At 66.8% G+C, this 15353-nt stretch carries 15 protein-coding genes and 1 tRNA gene; 2 read left to right on the top strand and 14 right to left on the bottom strand.

Translation table 11 applies throughout. From position 1 onward, the window contains the following. Nucleotides 1-3: 3 nt before the first annotated feature. Together SNOV_RS07410 and mgtE are read right to left on the bottom strand one after the other, a co-directional pair. Nucleotides 4-2199: a putative bifunctional diguanylate cyclase/phosphodiesterase gene (locus SNOV_RS07410; protein WP_049785713.1), complete on the bottom strand. Its 2196-nt coding sequence runs from the start codon at nt 2197-2199 to the stop codon at nt 4-6. A 206-nt stretch (nt 2200-2405) separates the two neighbouring features. Further along, nucleotides 2406-3800, bottom strand: a complete 1395-nt coding sequence (gene mgtE, locus SNOV_RS07405; RefSeq protein WP_013166295.1) for a magnesium transporter — start codon at nt 3798-3800, stop codon at nt 2406-2408. Nucleotides 3801-3988: 188 nt separating this feature from the next. On the opposite strand from mgtE, the gene SNOV_RS07400 reads away from it, so the two are divergent. Next, nucleotides 3989-4282 carry an acylphosphatase gene (locus tag SNOV_RS07400; protein ID WP_013166294.1) on the top strand — a complete coding sequence of 98 codons (294 nt, stop codon included), beginning with the start codon at nt 3989-3991 and terminating at the stop codon, nt 4280-4282. On the opposite strand, the gene lipB is transcribed toward SNOV_RS07400, so the two are convergent. Further along, entirely contained in the window at nt 4279-5016 is a 738-nt protein-coding gene (gene lipB / locus SNOV_RS07395) for a lipoyl(octanoyl) transferase LipB (protein ID WP_013166293.1), read from the bottom strand. The two genes, SNOV_RS07400 and lipB, sit on opposite strands and share 4 nt — an antisense overlap. Nucleotides 5017-5198: 182 nt before the next feature. Here lipB and SNOV_RS07390 point away from each other — a divergent pair. Next, a tRNA-Leu gene (locus tag SNOV_RS07390) sits at nt 5199-5283 on the top strand. Nucleotides 5284-5359: 76 nt separating this feature from the next. Here SNOV_RS07390 and SNOV_RS07385 read toward each other — a convergent pair. The 11 genes from SNOV_RS07385 to secY all read right to left on the bottom strand — a co-directional run bounded on the left by SNOV_RS07385 (nt 5360) and on the right by secY (nt 15349). Further along, nucleotides 5360-6148 carry a polysaccharide deacetylase family protein gene (locus tag SNOV_RS07385; RefSeq protein ID WP_013166292.1) on the bottom strand — a complete coding sequence of 263 codons (789 nt, stop codon included), beginning with the start codon at nt 6146-6148 and terminating at the stop codon, nt 5360-5362. 96 nt (nt 6149-6244) lie between these two features. Further along, nucleotides 6245-7336 carry an RluA family pseudouridine synthase gene (locus SNOV_RS07380; RefSeq protein WP_013166291.1) on the bottom strand — a complete coding sequence of 364 codons (1092 nt, stop codon included), beginning with the start codon at nt 7334-7336 and terminating at the stop codon, nt 6245-6247. A gap of 58 nt (nt 7337-7394) precedes the next feature. After that, nucleotides 7395-7769, bottom strand: coding sequence for a fluoride efflux transporter CrcB (crcB, locus tag SNOV_RS07375; protein ID WP_244412962.1), 375 nt, complete (start codon nt 7767-7769; stop codon nt 7395-7397). A gap of 23 nt (nt 7770-7792) precedes the next feature. Then, nucleotides 7793-9106 carry a replication-associated recombination protein A gene (locus tag SNOV_RS07370; protein WP_013166289.1) on the bottom strand — a complete coding sequence of 438 codons (1314 nt, stop codon included), beginning with the start codon at nt 9104-9106 and terminating at the stop codon, nt 7793-7795. A gap of 7 nt (nt 9107-9113) precedes the next feature. Beyond that, the gene (locus tag SNOV_RS07365; protein WP_013166288.1) at nt 9114-10571 is read right to left on the bottom strand and encodes a DegQ family serine endoprotease; all 1458 of its coding nucleotides are present in this window, start codon (nt 10569-10571) and stop codon (nt 9114-9116) included. Nucleotides 10572-10729: 158 nt separating this feature from the next. Further along, nucleotides 10730-11158, bottom strand: a complete 429-nt coding sequence (gene rplQ, locus SNOV_RS07360; protein ID WP_013166287.1) for a 50S ribosomal protein L17 — start codon at nt 11156-11158, stop codon at nt 10730-10732. Nucleotides 11159-11232: 74 nt separating this feature from the next. Continuing rightward, nucleotides 11233-12249, bottom strand: coding sequence for a DNA-directed RNA polymerase subunit alpha (locus SNOV_RS07355; protein WP_013166286.1), 1017 nt, complete (start codon nt 12247-12249; stop codon nt 11233-11235). 124 nt (nt 12250-12373) lie between these two features. Next, on the bottom strand, nt 12374-12763 hold the full coding sequence (gene rpsK / locus SNOV_RS07350; RefSeq protein ID WP_013166285.1) for a 30S ribosomal protein S11: 390 nt from the start codon (nt 12761-12763) through the stop codon (nt 12374-12376). Between the two features lie 115 nt (nt 12764-12878). Further along, nucleotides 12879-13247 (bottom strand): 30S ribosomal protein S13, encoded by a 369-nt coding sequence (gene rpsM / locus SNOV_RS07345; protein WP_013166284.1) that lies wholly within the window; start codon nt 13245-13247, stop codon nt 12879-12881. Nucleotides 13248-13436: 189 nt separating this feature from the next. Further along, nucleotides 13437-14021 carry an adenylate kinase gene (locus tag SNOV_RS07340; protein WP_013166283.1) on the bottom strand — a complete coding sequence of 195 codons (585 nt, stop codon included), beginning with the start codon at nt 14019-14021 and terminating at the stop codon, nt 13437-13439. Beyond that, nucleotides 14018-15349, bottom strand: a complete 1332-nt coding sequence (gene secY, locus SNOV_RS07335) for a preprotein translocase subunit SecY (protein WP_013166282.1) — start codon at nt 15347-15349, stop codon at nt 14018-14020. Before secY ends, SNOV_RS07340 begins: the two co-directional genes overlap by 4 nt. Nucleotides 15350-15353 lie beyond the last annotated feature (4 nt).

The following is a 15353-nucleotide window of genomic DNA, read 5'->3' as shown; positions in this document are numbered from 1 at the left end:
TCGCTAGATAGCCGCGCGCGAGGCCGAGGCGGCGGGCGTGGCGCGCTCCAGATAGCGCTCGATGCTGGACACGGGCACAGGCCCGGCCAGAAGGTAGCCCTGCACATGGTGGCAGCCGACCAATTGCAGGTAACGCAGCTGCTCGCGTGTCTCCACGCCCTCGGCGGTGACGGTGATCGCCAGCGCCCGCGCCAGCCGCACCACGCAGTCGATGATCGCCGCCGCATCGTCGCTCTGGCCGATATTCTGGGTGAAGCCGCGGTCGATCTTGATGGTGTCGACGCGGAAGCGGCGGATATAGCCGAGCGAGGAATAGCCGCTGCCGAAATCGTCGAGCGCGATGCGGATGCCCATGCGGCGCAGCGCGGCGAGCGAGGCGAAGGCCTCCGGCTGGTTGCCGAACAAGAGGTTCTCGGTTATCTCGATCTCCAGCCGCTCGGGCGGGAAACCGGTCTCCTCCAGAATGCGCTTCACCTGCGCTTCGAGGTCGCGCGTGCGGAAGTCGACCGGCGACAGGTTCACCGCCAGCTTGACCGAGCCCCAGCCACGCGCCTGCGCGCAGGCATTGCGCAGCACCCACATGTCGAGCTCGGTGATCAGCCCGGTCTGCTCGGCGATGGGGATGAACTCTCCTGGCGAGATGAGCCCCTGGGTCGGATGCACCCAGCGCACCAGCGCCTCGAAGCCGATAACCGCCTCGCCGTCTATGGCGAATTGCGGCTGGTAGTAGACGGCGAGCTCGCCTTCGGCGAGGGCACGCTGGAGCTCCAGTTCGAGGTCGCGCCGCCGCATCACCTCGCGCTCCATGCGCGGGGCGAAGATTTGGACGTTGCCGCGCCCCTCCGCCTTCGCCCGATAGACCGCGATGTCCGCGAGGCGGATCAGCTCGATGGCATCGACGCCGTGATCGGGTGCGACTGTGCAGCCGATGGAGCCGCTCACCGTCAGCGTCTGACCCGCGATCGGCGCCGGCTGGCGCACCGCGTCCAATATGGCGCTGCCAGCCGCCTCGATGTCCTCGCGCTCGTTCGCCACCGCGACCAGTATGACGAATTCGTCGCCGCCGAAGCGCGAGGCCAGCAAGCTGGAAAATGGCAGCCGCTTGAGGCGGTTACCGATCTCGGCCAGAAGCAGGTCGCCGACATGGTGGCCGAGCGTGTCGTTGATATCCTTGAAGCCGTCGAGATCGAGGAACAGGATCGCCAGCCGCTCGCCGCTGCCCACGCGCTGCAGTCTCTCGCCGAGGGTGCGCATCAGCATGGTGCGATTGGCGAGGCCGCAGAGCGGGTCGGTATAGGCAAGGCGCGAGGCGAGCGCCTCGCTCTCCGACAATTCCTGCGCTGCCCGACGCGCGTACCAGAGCACGATGGCGGCGACCATCAGCAGCAGGGCAGCGGTGCCGACCAGGGCCGGCAGCAGTGCAGCAAGCAGCGCGCTGCCGGGATTCTCCGGCACCCAGCTAAGCCAGGCCGGCGGCGTCTGCGGGTCGTGGAAGGGAATGGGTATGCCCTGCCGGTCGGGCGGTGGCGGCGTGTCCGAGATCAGCGGCTCGGTCATGTGCAGCTCACCGACCAGATCGCCGAGGAAGCTGCGGTCGAGAAACAGCACCGTTACCGCGACCGGTGGCACCCGCGAGGGCGAGACGACCCGTCCGTAGTCCGGCGTGATGCTGATGGCGCCGACCAGCGCCGGGCGTCCCTCGACCCGCATGTAGCCGGCACGGAACACTGGCGGGTTCTCACGGCCACGCGGCTCGGCGGAGGAGCCGGCTGCCTGCATTGCGGACGTCTGGTCGCGATAGGCAGCCTCGACGCCGCGCACCAGCGGGGTGATCGCCGCCTCGTCGAAGGGCGCCTGCGGCACCTGGAAGGAGACGCCGTCTATGGACGCATAGGCTGGGCCGCTCTCCAGCACGATATAGGAGCGGTCATGGCGCTGGGTCTCGTAAAGCCAGCGGCCGAAATTCTCGTGGACCCATTCCACGTCGAGAAAATAGGCGGTGCGCAGCACCGACTCGTCCCAATGGGCAAAGCTGGAGAGGTCGCGTTCGAGGAAGGCCGCACGGCGTTGCAGCGAATCCAGCACCAGCCGGTTCCAGCGATCGCGCGAAGCCACGTCGATCCGCTCGGCGGCGACCAGCGAGAACGCCCCCATCACCACCACCGCCGCCACGATGACGAGCGCCACCGCGAGGATCATGCCGTCGCCGGCTCGTAAGCGCCGTCGCGGCGTCACGGCAATCGGAATTGCCTCGGACACCGGCTCGCCCCGGGACTGGAGCCCCGGACGGCCGCCCTCTGGCGCCCTCATCCGCTCCTCCGACTCGCCACGATCAATCCAATTTATGTTTTTGATGCTGCTCGACGTGGTGGGCACTCAATGAATACAAACTTTGTCGACGAAGTTCAAAACCACAGCGAAGCGATACCGAGAAAGGCGAAGAAGCCCACGACGTCGGTCACGGTGGTGACGAAAGGCCCCGACGATACGGCTGGATCCACCTTAAGTCGATCCAGCGTCAACGGGATCATAATACCCCCGAACGCAGCCGCCAGCAGATTGATGATCATCGCAAGGGCGATGACGAAGCCGAGATCGGCAATGCCGAAACGGGCGAAGACGACGACCGCCATGATCACCGCGAACACCACGCCGTTGAACAGGCCGACCAGCAGCTCGCGGGCCACCACCCGTCGTGCATTGCTGGCGCGCAATTCGCGCGTCGCCAGCGCGCGCACGGCCACGGTCATCGTCTGCGTGCCAGCGTTGCCCCCTTGGCTGGCGACGATCGGCATGAGGACGGCGAGCGCCACCATGCGCTCCAGCTCGCCCTCGAACAGCGAGATGACGAAGGAAGCGAGGTTGGCGGCGATAAGGTTGAGCAGCAGCCAGGAGAAGCGGCTTCTGGCGATGTACCAGAAGCTGTCGGACAGCTCCTCGTCGCCCGCGACGCCGCCCAGCGCCTTCAGGTCCTCATCAGCCTCCTCCTGGATGACGTCGACAATGTCGTCGATGGTCAGTACGCCGACCAGGCGGCCGGCGTCGTCCACCACGGGCGAAGAGATGAGGTTGTAGCGCTCGAAGACGCGCGCGACGTCTTCCTGGTCGTCGGTGGCGTTGACGACGTGGCGGTCGGGCGTGACCACCTCGCCGAGCTTCACCCCGCGCTTGGTGCGCAGTAGCCGGTCGAGCGGCACCGAGCCGGTGAGCCGATAGGTCGGATCGACGACGAAGACCTCGAAGAAAGTCTCCGGCAGGCCTTCGGTTTCGCCGACATAGTCCAGCGTCTGGCCGACGGTCCAGAACGGCGGCAGAGCGATGAACTCGGTCTGCATGCGCCGGCCAGCGCTCTCCTCCGGATAGTCGAGGCTGCGCTGCAGCGCCGCCCGCTCCGGGATCGGCAGATGGGCGAGGATCTCCTGCTTGTCGGCGTCGTCGAGGTCTTCGAGGATATAGACCGCATCGTCGGATTCGAGCTCGCGCACGCCCTCCACGACGGTCTGCGTCGGCAGCTCCTCGAGGATTTGCACACGGACGGTCTCGTCGAGCTCCGTGAGCGCGGTGAAGTCGAAGTCGCTGCCGAGCAGCTCGATGAGCTGCGGCCGATCCGCTGGCGGCAGGGCTTCCAGCAGGCGCGCAAGATCGCTCTCGTGCAGGTCGGCGACGAGGGCCCGCAGCGCATCGACGTCGCGCGATTCGATCGCGCCCAGCGCCGCCTCGACGAAACCGGGCGTCTCCGTCGGGTCCGCGTCGTGTTCCGGGCCGCGCGGCAGGGCGGCGAGATCGGTCTCTTCGCGCATGCCTCGCTCCAGCGGAAGGTTCTGGCGGAAAAGGCGATGGCTCCCCACCTCGGGAAGCCCATGTTGCTTCTAGCGGAATTGTTCTTAAAGAAGCGTCGGCGAAGGACAATGCGGAGCCGACGCGTTCGGTTCGCCGCTTTGCGTCTCGAATCCACCTCTGCGACAAGGCACCGCCAAAGGGCAAGGTCATGAGTTCGAAGCTCGCCACCCGCCTTCTCATACGCGGCCGCGTCCAGAGCGTCGGCTATCGCGCCTGGTTCGCGGCGGAGGCCGAACGGCGTCGGCTGACGGGCTGGGTGCGCAACCGGCGCGACGGCAGCGTCGAGGCGCTGATCCTTGCCCCGGCCGAAACTCTACATGATCTCATCGAGGCCAGCCGGAGCGGACCACCGGCGGCACGCGTCACCGAAGTCGCGTTCAGCGAGGAAGACGTGCAGGAGAGTGAGGCCGGACCCGGCTTCGACGTGCGGCCGACCGCCTAAGCTTCGTCCGGCGTGACCACGGTGGGGCCGAACACCGCCTCGAACTCGCTGCGCAAAGCCAGGTCGACATCCTCCATCGTCACCGGCAGGCCGAGTTCGACGAGACTAGTGACGCCGTGCTCGCGCACTCCACAGGGAACGATGCCCGCGAAGTGCGACAGGTCGGGCTCCACATTGAGCGAGATGCCATGCATCGTCACCCAGCGCCGGACGCGGATGCCGATGGCGGCGATCTTGTCCTCACCCTCCCCGGCCTTGGTGCGATGGCGTACCCAGACGCCGACGCGGTCCTCGCGCCGCTCGCCGCGCACGTTGAAGGCGGCGAGCGAGCGGATGAGCCATTCCTCCAGCGCGGCGACGTAGCGGCGCAGGTCCGGAGCCCGGCGCTTCAGGTCCAGCATCACATAGGCCACGCGCTGGCCAGGGCCGTGATAGGTGAACTGTCCGCCCCGTCCCGTCTCGAAGATCGGGAACCGGCCGGGCTCGACGAGATCCTCAGGCCGCGCGCTGGTGCCGGCAGTGTAGAGCGGGGGATGCTCGAGCAGCCAGACGAGTTCGTCTTCGCGCCCGGCGGCGATCTCCTCGGCGAGCCTGTCCATCTCGGCGAGTGCATCGGGATAGGCGACCGGATGTGCGCTCACGCGCCAGCGCACCGGCCGGCTGGCCGGCTGCGGCAGCAGCAGCGGTGACAGCTCGTCACGGGCGATGGCAGCAAGGATCGGCGCGTCGTTCATGGCCGATACATAATCATCGTGCGGCCCGCTGTCGCCTGCCTATAGCAGCGCCCGCGCCATGCGTTCTCGGCGGAGCTGTGTACAGCCCTGCCGGAGCGGCGGCAGGCCTTGTGGAGCCCCATTCGATCTGTTAGACGATCCCCCGCTCGCGCCGGCCCCGCTCAGTGGCCGCGTGCGGTGATGCGGTCGTGGCGGAATTGGTAGACGCGCTGCCTTGAGGTGGCAGTGGGTAACACCGTGGAGGTTCGAGTCCTCTCGACCGCACCATAATTCGGATCGGAACCATACGATCCCAGCGAACGGCGACCTTCGGGTCGCCGTTGTCGTTTCAGGCCTGTCTCGCCTAATGCGGCGCCGCTGCCGTCTGCACCGGCGGCGGTACGACGTGCACCACGCGGTAGCCCTTCTCCCGCAGCGCCGCGAGGAAGAGCGGCAGCATCCTCGCCGTCTGGTCGCGAGTGTCGTGGAACAGGATGATGCCGCGATGCTCATGTTCCAGCCGCGCCATCACCAGATGCAGCTGTTCCTCGGGCGTCATCGGGTTCCAGTCGCCGGCCCAGAAGTCGGCACCGAACACGCCGATGCCCCGCTGCTTCAGATAGTCGAGCAACTCGGGCGTGGAACCGAAGCCGGGAAACCGGAAAAACGCCACGCGCGGACGTACGCCAGCGCTGCCATAGGCGGCCTTCTCGTCGGCGCGAAACCCCTTCTCGATCTCCGTAACCGCCTTGTCATAGGGAATGTCGGCCAGCGTCATCGGATGGGTCATGCTGTGATGGCCGAGCGTGTGGCCTTCGGCGAGGATGAGGCGCACGAGGTCCGGATGGGCTGCGGCATTCCGGCCGATGGTGAAGAAGGTCGCGTGCACACATTCGCGCGCCAGTGCCTTCAGCACCGCCGGCGTCGTGCCGGGATGCGGGCCGTCATCGAAGGTCAGCACGACCTCCTTGTCGGCGAGGTCGAGCGTCTGGGGGAAATGCTTGGTGCCGACCTGCAGCCCCACCGGGTCGACCTCCAGCACCCGCGAGGTGCCGAGCTTGCCGGTACAGTCCTGGGGCATGGCCAGCGCCGGTGCAGCCATGAGCGTGCACAGCGCCACGGCGAGAAGGACGCGGCGCGCGAGGTTGGGCATATCGAATCCCTGAGAAGCAGATGTTGGCGTCTGCATAGCCGATCCGCCCGCGCCACGCCGTCACGCCGGCGCCACACCAGGCCCTCTAAAGCCCGGTCAGCTCTCCGGCGCGTCGACGATCGGGTCGTAATGCGAGGTGTCGAAGCCGAGCACGTTCCAGCTCTGCTGCATGTGCGGCGGCAACGGCGCGGAGACATCTATCAGCTTGTCGGCCCTCGGGTGCGGGATGACCAGCCGGCGCGCCAGCAGATGCAGCCGGTTCTGCAGCCCGCCCGGCAGCGGCCAGTTCTCGACGTTGAAATATTTCGGGTCGCCGACGATGGGATGGCCGATATGCGCCGCATGGGCGCGCAGCTGGTGGGTGCGTCCCGTCACCGGCTTCATCGACAGCCAGGACAATTTCTGCGCCGCATGGTCGACAACCGCGTAATAGGAGATGGCGTGGCTGGCCTCGTCGTCGCCGTGGCGGGCGACCCGCATGCGCTCTGCCGCCTCGTCCTTGGCGAGATAGGTGGAGATGCGCCCCTGTGCCGGGCGCGGCACGCCGGGCACCAGAGCCCAGTAAACCTTGCGGGCCGAGCGCGAGCGAAAGGTCTTGGCCAGCGTCGAGGCCGCAAGCCGACTCTTGGCAACCAGCAGGATGCCCGACGTGTCCTTGTCGATGCGGTGGACGAGGCGCGGCTTCTGGCCATCGTCGCCACGCAGCGCCTCCAGCATGCCGTCGACATGGCGGTAGGTGCCGGAGCCGCCCTGCACGGCGAGGCCGTAGGGCTTGTTCAGCACCAGCACGTCGCGGTCCTCGAACAACGTCATCGCCTTGAGCGCGGCGGCGTCCTTGTCGTCGACACTGGCGCGCTTCACCGCCGGGGCAGCAAGATCGGATCGGCGGGCGCCCTCCCCGTTCCGTGGCGGGCGCGGCGGAGCCTCGCCGCGCGCTATCGCTTCCTCCGCCTCGATGTGGTCGGCGGCGGAGAGCTGCGGCTTCTCCTCCAGCGGCGGGATGCGCACGCTCTGGCCGGAAGAGAGACGCGTATTGGTCTTCACCCGACCGCCATCGACCCGCACCTGGCCGGAGCGCAGCAGCTTCTGCAGATGGCCGAAGGAAAGTTCGGGAAAATGCGTCTTGAACCAGCGGTCCAGGCGCATGCCCTCCTCATCCCGATCGACGCGGCGTGTCTCGACGGCCATTTCAAATCTCCTCAACCCAGCAGATAGCCGAGGATTGAGGCCAAGTCATTCGGCCAGTTCACGCGACGGCGCGCACCAGCGCGAGGCCGCCGAACACGGCGGTGAGCGAAAGCGCCACCGAGCCGCCGACATAGAGGGCGGCAAGGCCCACCTCTCCGCGGTGCACCAGCATCGCCGTATCCAGCGAGAAGGAGGAGAAGGTGGTGAAGCCGCCCAATATGCCGGCCATCACGAACAGCCGGGCCGGCGTCGTCCATGACGCACCGCCCTTCATCGCCATCCAGCCGGCAATGCAGCCGATGACGAAGGAGCCGACCACGTTGACGACGAAGGTACCGGACGGAAAGTGCATGCCGAACACGCGCATCGCCGCCTCATAGGAGGCGTAACGCAGGACGCCGCCGATGCCGGCCCCGATGAAAACCAGCACGATCGCGTTCACTGCCCTGCCCTCGCCTATTTGCCCTGTTGGCGCTCCGCTCTCAGCCGCGCCCAATATTCCAGCCGCTTGCGGATTTCCCGCTCGAAGCCGCGCTCCACCGGTTCGTAGAAATGCTGGCGCCCGAGCTTCTCCGGGAAATAATCCTGCCCAGAGAAGGCGTCCGGCGCGTCGTGGTCGTAGTCGTAACCCACGCCGTAGCCCTCCTGCTTCATCAGGCGGGTCGGCGCGTTGAGGATATGCCTTGGCGGCACCAGCGAGCCGCCTTCCTTGGCGACGCGCAGCGCCTGCTTCCAGGCGGTGTATACGGCGTTCGACTTGGGTGCCGTTGCCAGATAGACCGCGGCCTGCGCGAGGGCGAGTTCGCCCTCGGGCGTTCCGAGAAAATCGTAGGCGTCCTTGGCCGCGCTGGCGACGACGAGCGCCTGCGGGTCGGCATTGCCGATGTCCTCGGACGCCATGCGCACCAGCCGGCGGGCAAGGAACAGCGGATTCTCGCCGGCGTCGATCATCCGCGCCAGCCAGTACAGCGCCGCGTCGGGGTCGGAGCCACGGATCGACTTGTGCAGGGCGGAGATGAGGTTGTAGTGGCCGTCCTCGCTCTTGTCGTAGATCGGCGCCCGGCGCTGCACGATCTCCTGCAGCTTCGCGCCATCGAACACCTCGCCCGGCCGGGCGGCGCGCCAGGCTTCCTCGGCCAGCGTGAGCGAGGCGCGCCCATCGCCATCGGCGAGGCGCACCAGCACCGCGCGCGCCTCCTCATCGAGCGGCAGCGGCTTGCCCTCCAGTTCCTCGGCACGCGACAGCAGCCGGCCGATGGCGTCGTCGTCCAGCGAGCGGAAGGTCAGAACGCGGGCACGGGAGAGCAACGCTGCGTTGAGCTCGAAGGACGGGTTCTCCGTCGTCGCGCCGATCAGCGTGACGGTGCCGTCCTCCATGACGGGCAGGAAGCTGTCCTGCTGCGCCTTGTTGAAGCGGTGGATCTCGTCGACGAAGAGCAGCGTGCCGCGCCCCACCGCACGGCGCCCCCGCGCGGCCTCGAACACCTTCTTGAGCTCGGCGACGCCGGTGAAGATGGCCGAGACCTGCTCAAAATGCAGGTCCGTCTCGTGCGCCAGCAGCCGCGCCACCGTGGTCTTGCCGGTGCCGGGCGGCCCCCAGAAGATCAGCGAGCCGAGCGAGCGGCTGTCGATCATGCGGGTGAGGATGCCGTCCGGGCCGGTCAGGTGCTCCTGTCCGACCACCTCGGCGAGGCGTTGCGGGCGCAACCGGTCGGCCAGCGGGCGCGGCGCGGCGCCTTCGAGCCCGGCACTGGTGAAGAGGTCGGACAAGATCGCCTCAGCCCGGCAGCACGGCCGAGAGCGTGCGGCCGCCGCGCTGCAGCGTGATCCGCCACATCCGCGCCGGTGTCGCCGTCGCGCGCGCGAGGTCGGCGGTGCGGGTGATCGGCACGCCGTTCACCTCGAGCAGGATGTCGCCTGGCCGGAAGCTGGTGCGCTCGGCGAGGGAGCCTTCTGCGACTGCCGTGATCACCACCCCCTTGCTGGCATCCACCGTGCGCATCTCCTCGACCACGGCCGGGGAGAGATTGACCACCGTCGCCCCGGTCAGCGGCGAGCGCCCGGCAAGAGTGATCTCCTCGCGCGGCACGGTCTCGGGCGCGGTCTCCAGCATCACCCTGAGCGTCACCGGCTTGCCCTGTCGGATGATTCCCAACTCGACGGCGCCGCCCAGCGGCCGGGTGGCGAAGCGGTAGCCGAAAGCGTCGGGATCGCCGACTTCCTGGCCGGCGACCGCGATAATGAGGTCACCCGCCCGAAGCCCGGCCTTCGACGCGGGGCTATCCGGGAGCACATTCTGCACGAGCGCGCCGGTCGGCCGGGCGACATCGAGCCCATCGGCGATATCAGGTGTCACCTGCTGGAGGTCGGCGCCGAGCCACGGACGCCGCACCACCTTGCTGCCGGTGAGCGCAGACTGCAGAACGACGCGCACCATGTCGGCCGGGATGGCGAAGCCGATGCCCAGCGAGCCGCCGGAGCGCGAGAAGATCGCCGTGTTGATGCCGACGATCCGGCCGGCTCCATCCACCAGCGCACCGCCCGAATTGCCGGGGTTGATGGCCGCGTCGGTCTGGATGAAGAACCCGTAATCGGTGATGCCGCGCTGCGTGCGCGCGAGCGCCGAGACGATGCCCTGCGTCACCGTCTGCCCCACGCCGAACGGATTGCCGATCGCCAGCACGATGTCGCCGACCTCGAGGTCGTCGGAAGAGCCGAACACGGCAGAAGGAAATCCACCCTTGGCGCCCTCGATGCGCAACACGGCGAGGTCGGTGCGCGGGTCGCGCAGCACGACATCCGCGTCGAACTCGCGCTTGTCGGACAGGGAGATGCGGATCTCGTCGGCGCCTTCGATCACATGGTTGTTTGTAACGACGATGCCGGACGGGTCGACCAGCACGCCCGAGCCGAGCGAACGCTGGATGCGCTCCGCCGGCATGTCGAGGCCCGGCACATCCGGGCTACCCCTGTCGCCGAAGAAGCGCCGGAAGAAGGGATCGTCCAGCAACGGATTATTTCGAGCCGGCATCGCCTTCATCGCATAGACATTGACGATGGCCGGCGCCGTGCGCGCCACGATGGGCGCAAAGGACAGCCCGATCTCGGCGCGCGAGGCCGGTACGCGCGGCCCACCTACCGCGGCCCCGGGCGCGGGTGCCGTCTGGGCGAGGACGGGAGCGGCCATGAGCAGGGCCGCGGCGACGAGGGCGGAGCGTGTGGCGAAGCGTTTCATGCCGCCAGATATAGTCCCCGGCCTGCGGCGGAGAAAGGGCAAGACGCCAACGCAGCGCCCATATCGCGGCACCGCCGGCTGGCGCGCACCTTCACGGGAGGCGCAAAAGAAAAGGGGCGGTGAAACCGCCCCTCGCCTCAATTCGATGTCGCTCAGGCTCAGGCCGCGACGGTCTCTTCCGAGCGGGCCGCCTCGACGCGGGCGAGGTCCGCCGCGCCCTTGGCCGCCTCGTCGCGATCGACCAGCTCGATCACCGCGATCGCCGCCGAATCACCGTGGCGAAAGCCCGCCTTGATGATGCGGGTGTAGCCGCCGTTGCGGTCCTTGTAGCGCGGGCCGATCACGTCGAAGAGCTTGCGCACGACGGCGACGTCGCGCACCTCGGCGATCGCCTGGCGGCGCGCATGCAGGCCGCCGCGCTTGCCGAGGGTGATCAGCTTCTCAACCACCGGGCGCAGGTCCTTTGCCTTCGGCAGGGTGGTGACGATCTGCTCATGGGTGATGAGCGCCTGCGCCATGTTGGCGAACATGGCCTTGCGGTGTTCCGCGGTCCGGTTGAACCGGCGATGGGCTTTGCCGTGGTTCATGGCGACTAAATCCTAACGTGCGACGGCTTCGAGCCGGGTGGTGAATGTGACGGCCCGAATGCCGCGTTCAATGCTCAGTAATGGTCTTCGAACCGCTTGGCGAGGTCCTCAATGTTCTCCGGCGGCCAGCCAGGCACTTCCATGCCGAGGTGCAGGCCCATGGAGGCGAGGACTTCCTTGATCTCGTTCAGCGACTTGCGGCCGAAGTTCGGGGTACGGAGCATCTCCGCCTCGGTCTTCTGGATCAAGTCGCCGATGTAGACAATGTTGTCGTTCTTCAGGCAGTTGGCCGAACGGACCGAAAGCTCCAGCTCGTCCACCTTCTTGAGCAGCGCCGGGTTGAACGGCAGCTCCTGCATCGCAGGGCTCTCCGTCTCGCGCTTGGGCTCCTCGAAGTTGACGAAAATTTCGAGCTGGTCCTGGAGAATGCGCGCGGCGAAGGCAAGCGCGTCCTCCGGGCTGACCGAGCCATTGGTCTCGATGGTCATGGTCAGCTTGTCATAGTCGAGGATCTGGCCCTCGCGGGTGTTCTCGACCTTGTAGGAGACCTTCTTGACCGGCGAGTAGAGGCTGTCGACCGGGATGAGGCCGATCGGCGCGTCCTCGGGACGGTTGCGCTCACCCGCGACATAACCCTTGCCGGTATCGACGGTGAATTCCATGCGGATCTCGGCGCCGTCGTCGAGGGTGCACAGCACCAGCTCGGGGTTCAGCACCTGCACGTCGCCCACGGTCTGGATGTCACCGGCGGTGACAATGCCGGGACCCTGCTTCTTCACCACCATCCGCTTCGGGCCGTCGCCGGCCATCTTGATGGCGATGTCCTTGATGTTGAGGACGATGTCGGTCACGTCCTCGCGCACGCCCGGGATCGAGGAGAACTCGTGCAGCACGCCGTCGATATGCACCGAGGTCACCGCCGCGCCCTGCAGGGACGACAGCAGAATACGGCGCAGCGCATTGCCGAGTGTCTGGCCGAAGCCACGCTCCAGCGGCTCGGCGACAACGGTCGCGAGGCGCTTCGGGTCGCTGCCTACGGCGACCTCGAGCTTCTCGGGCTTGATCAGCTCTTGCCAGTTCTTCTGAATCACGACGTCACCCTTGGTTTCGACGGTGCCCCGGACACCCTGCCGGCCGTTCCATCCCCCATGGGCGGGAGGGAAGGCCGATGGCAGCGGCCCCTGCGGCGCCGAAGCGCCGCTGGATAATTAAGCGTCAGACGCGCCGACGCTTGCGCGGACGGCAGCCATTGTGCGGGATCGGCGTGACGTCGCGGATCGACGTCACGGTGAAGCCCGCCGCCTGGAACGCGCGCAGCGCCGACTCGCGGCCGGAGCCGGGACCCGACACCTCGACCTCGATGGTGCGCATGCCGTGCTCGGACGCCTTGCGGGCGCAATCCTCGGCAGCGACCTGCGCCGCATACGGGGTCGACTTGCGCGAGCCCTTGAAGCCCATGGCACCCGCCGAGGACCAGGCAATGGTGTTGCCCTGCGCGTCGGTGATGGTGATCATGGTGTTGTTGAACGACGCATTCACATGCGCGACGCCGGAGGCGATGTTCTTGCGCTCGCGGCGCTTGATGCGGGCAGCTTCTTTAGCCATAGACCTCAGATCCTTCAGGCGCGCCCGTCATTCCAGGCGCTCGGGACATTACTCGTAACGAAGCGCCGGCCGCTGAATGCCGCCAGCGCGCAAAAGCGGGCCGAAGCCCGCAAAATCACTTCTTCTTGCCGGCGATCGGCTTGGCCGGACCCTTGCGGGTGCGGGCGTTCGTGTGGGTACGCTGACCACGCACCGGCAGACCGCGACGATGGCGCAGGCCACGGTAGCAGCCGAGGTCCATCAGGCGCTTGATGTTCATCGAAACTTCGCGGCGCAGGTCGCCTTCGACCAGATAGTCGCGGTCGATGGTCTCGCGGATCTGCAGCACTTCCTGGTCGGTCAGCTGGTTGACCCGGCGATCGAGCGGAATGCCGACCTTCTCGACGATATCGGCCGCGTTCTTCGCGCCAATGCCGTGAATGTACTGAAGCGCAATGATGACGCGCTTGTTGGTCGGGATGTTAACGCCTGCAATACGAGCCACGTCGCTCTCTCCATGTGGACCGGACGAGCCGGAAGGGATTGCTCCGCGTCCGGTGGAGGCCGGCCCCTGCGGAGATACACACGAAGTCGCGCGACATCAGCGAATGATGTCGATGCGCGACGCTCGCTTAAGTGAAGCGCGGCACATAGAGCGATTCAGCCCTGATGTCAAGCCGCACGGTCGAGTTTCTCAGACGGTCTCCAGAACGTCCGAGATCGCCTGCGTCACCTCATCGATCGGCCTCATGCCGTCGATCGCCACCAGGAGACCGCGCTCGGCGTAATAGGGCGCCACCACGGCGGTATCGCGGTTATAGGCTTCGAGGCGGGTCTTGAAGACCACCGGATCGTCATCCTTGCGCACCGGCTCGCCGCGGGCGGCGGTCTCACGGGCGCGCTGCAGGATGCGATCGACCAGCTTGGCCTGATCCACCTTCAGCTCGATCACCGCGTCGAGCTTGAGGCCCTTCTCGGCGAGGATGCTATCGAGCGCCTCGGCTTGCGCCACCGTGCGCGGGAAGCCGTCGAGGATGAAACCTTTCGAGCAGTCCGGCTGGTCGATGCGATCGGAGATGATGCCGATCACAATGTCGTCGGACACAAGCTGGCCCGCATCCATCACCGCCTTGGCCCGAAGGCCGACCGGCGTACCGTTGCGTACCGCCTCGCGCAGCATGTCGCCCGTCGACAGCTGCACGATACCGTGGCGCGCGACCAGTCGCTGCGCCTGCGTGCCCTTCCCCGCCCCCGGAGGTCCGAGCAGTATCAGCCTCATCGGCGCTTCCCCCTGAGCTTAGCCTTCTTGACCAGCCCTTCGTATTGGTGTGCCAGCAGGTGCCCCTGAACTTGGGCCACCGTATCCATGGTCACGCTCACCACGATCAGCAGCGACGTGCCGCCGAAGTAGAACGGAACCGCAGCATAGGAGATCAGAATCTCCGGGAACAGGCACACTATCGCAAGGTAAGCCGCACCGATGACAGTGATGCGAGTCAGCACATAGTCGATGTACTCGGCGGTACGCTCGCCCGGACGGATGCCGGGGATGAAGCCGCCATGCTTCTTCAGGTTGTCCGCGGTCTCGGTCGGGTTGAACACGATCGCGGTGTAGAAGAAGCAGAAGAACACGATCAGCAGCACGTAGAGCAGCATGAACAGCGGCTGACCGTGGCCTATCAGCGTCGTCACCGTGGTCAGCCAGCCCGGACCCGAACCCTGCATGAAGCTCGCCACCGTCGTGGGGATAAGCAGCAGCGAGGACGCGAAGATCGGCGGGATGACGCCCGAGGTGTTGAGCTTCAGCGGCAGGTGCGAGGACTGGCCCTCATACACCTTGTTGCCGACCTGGCGCTTCGGATACTGGATCAGCAGCCGGCGCTGCGCGCGCTCCATGAAGACGATGAACATGATGACCGCCACGGCCATCAGGATCACCGCCAGAATGATGCCGGTCGACAGGGCGCCCTGGCGGCCGAGTTCCAGCGTGTTGGCGATCGCCGAGGGCAGCTCCGCCACGATGCCGGCGAAGATGATCAGCGAGATGCCGTTGCCGATGCCGCGCGAGGTGATCTGCTCGCCGAGCCACATCAGGAACATGGTGCCGCCGGTCAGGGTGATGACCGTCGAGATGCGGAAGAACCAGCCCGGATCCGACACAACGGCGCCCGAGCCCTCAAGGCCGACGGCGATGCCGTAAGACTGGAACACAGCGAGCACCACGGTGAGGTAGCGCGTGTACTGGTTGATCTGCTTGCGGCCCGCCTCGCCTTCCTTCTTCAGCGCTTCCAGCGTCGGAGAGACGGTGGTCAGCAGCTGAATGATGATGGAGGCCGAGATGTACGGCATGATGTTCAGGGCGAAGATCGCCATGCGCGAGACCGCGCCGCCCGAGAACATGTTGAACAGGCCGATGATGCCCTGCTGCGCCGTGCGGAACACGTCGGCGAGCGCGTCGGGATTGATCCCGGGCATCGGAATGTAGGTGCCCAGCCGATACACGAGAAGCGCACCCAGCGTGAACCAGATGCGCTTCTTCAGTTCGTCGGCTTTTGCCAGAGCACCGAAATTGAGGTTTGCCGCAAGCTGTTCTGCTGCCGAGGCCATGGTG

It is taken from the genome of Ancylobacter novellus DSM 506 (assembly GCF_000092925.1).
GTDB lineage: Bacteria > Pseudomonadota > Alphaproteobacteria > Rhizobiales > Xanthobacteraceae > Ancylobacter > Ancylobacter novellus.
Note: the sequence above shows the minus strand (reverse complement) of the source record. Positions and strands in the feature narration are given on the sequence as shown.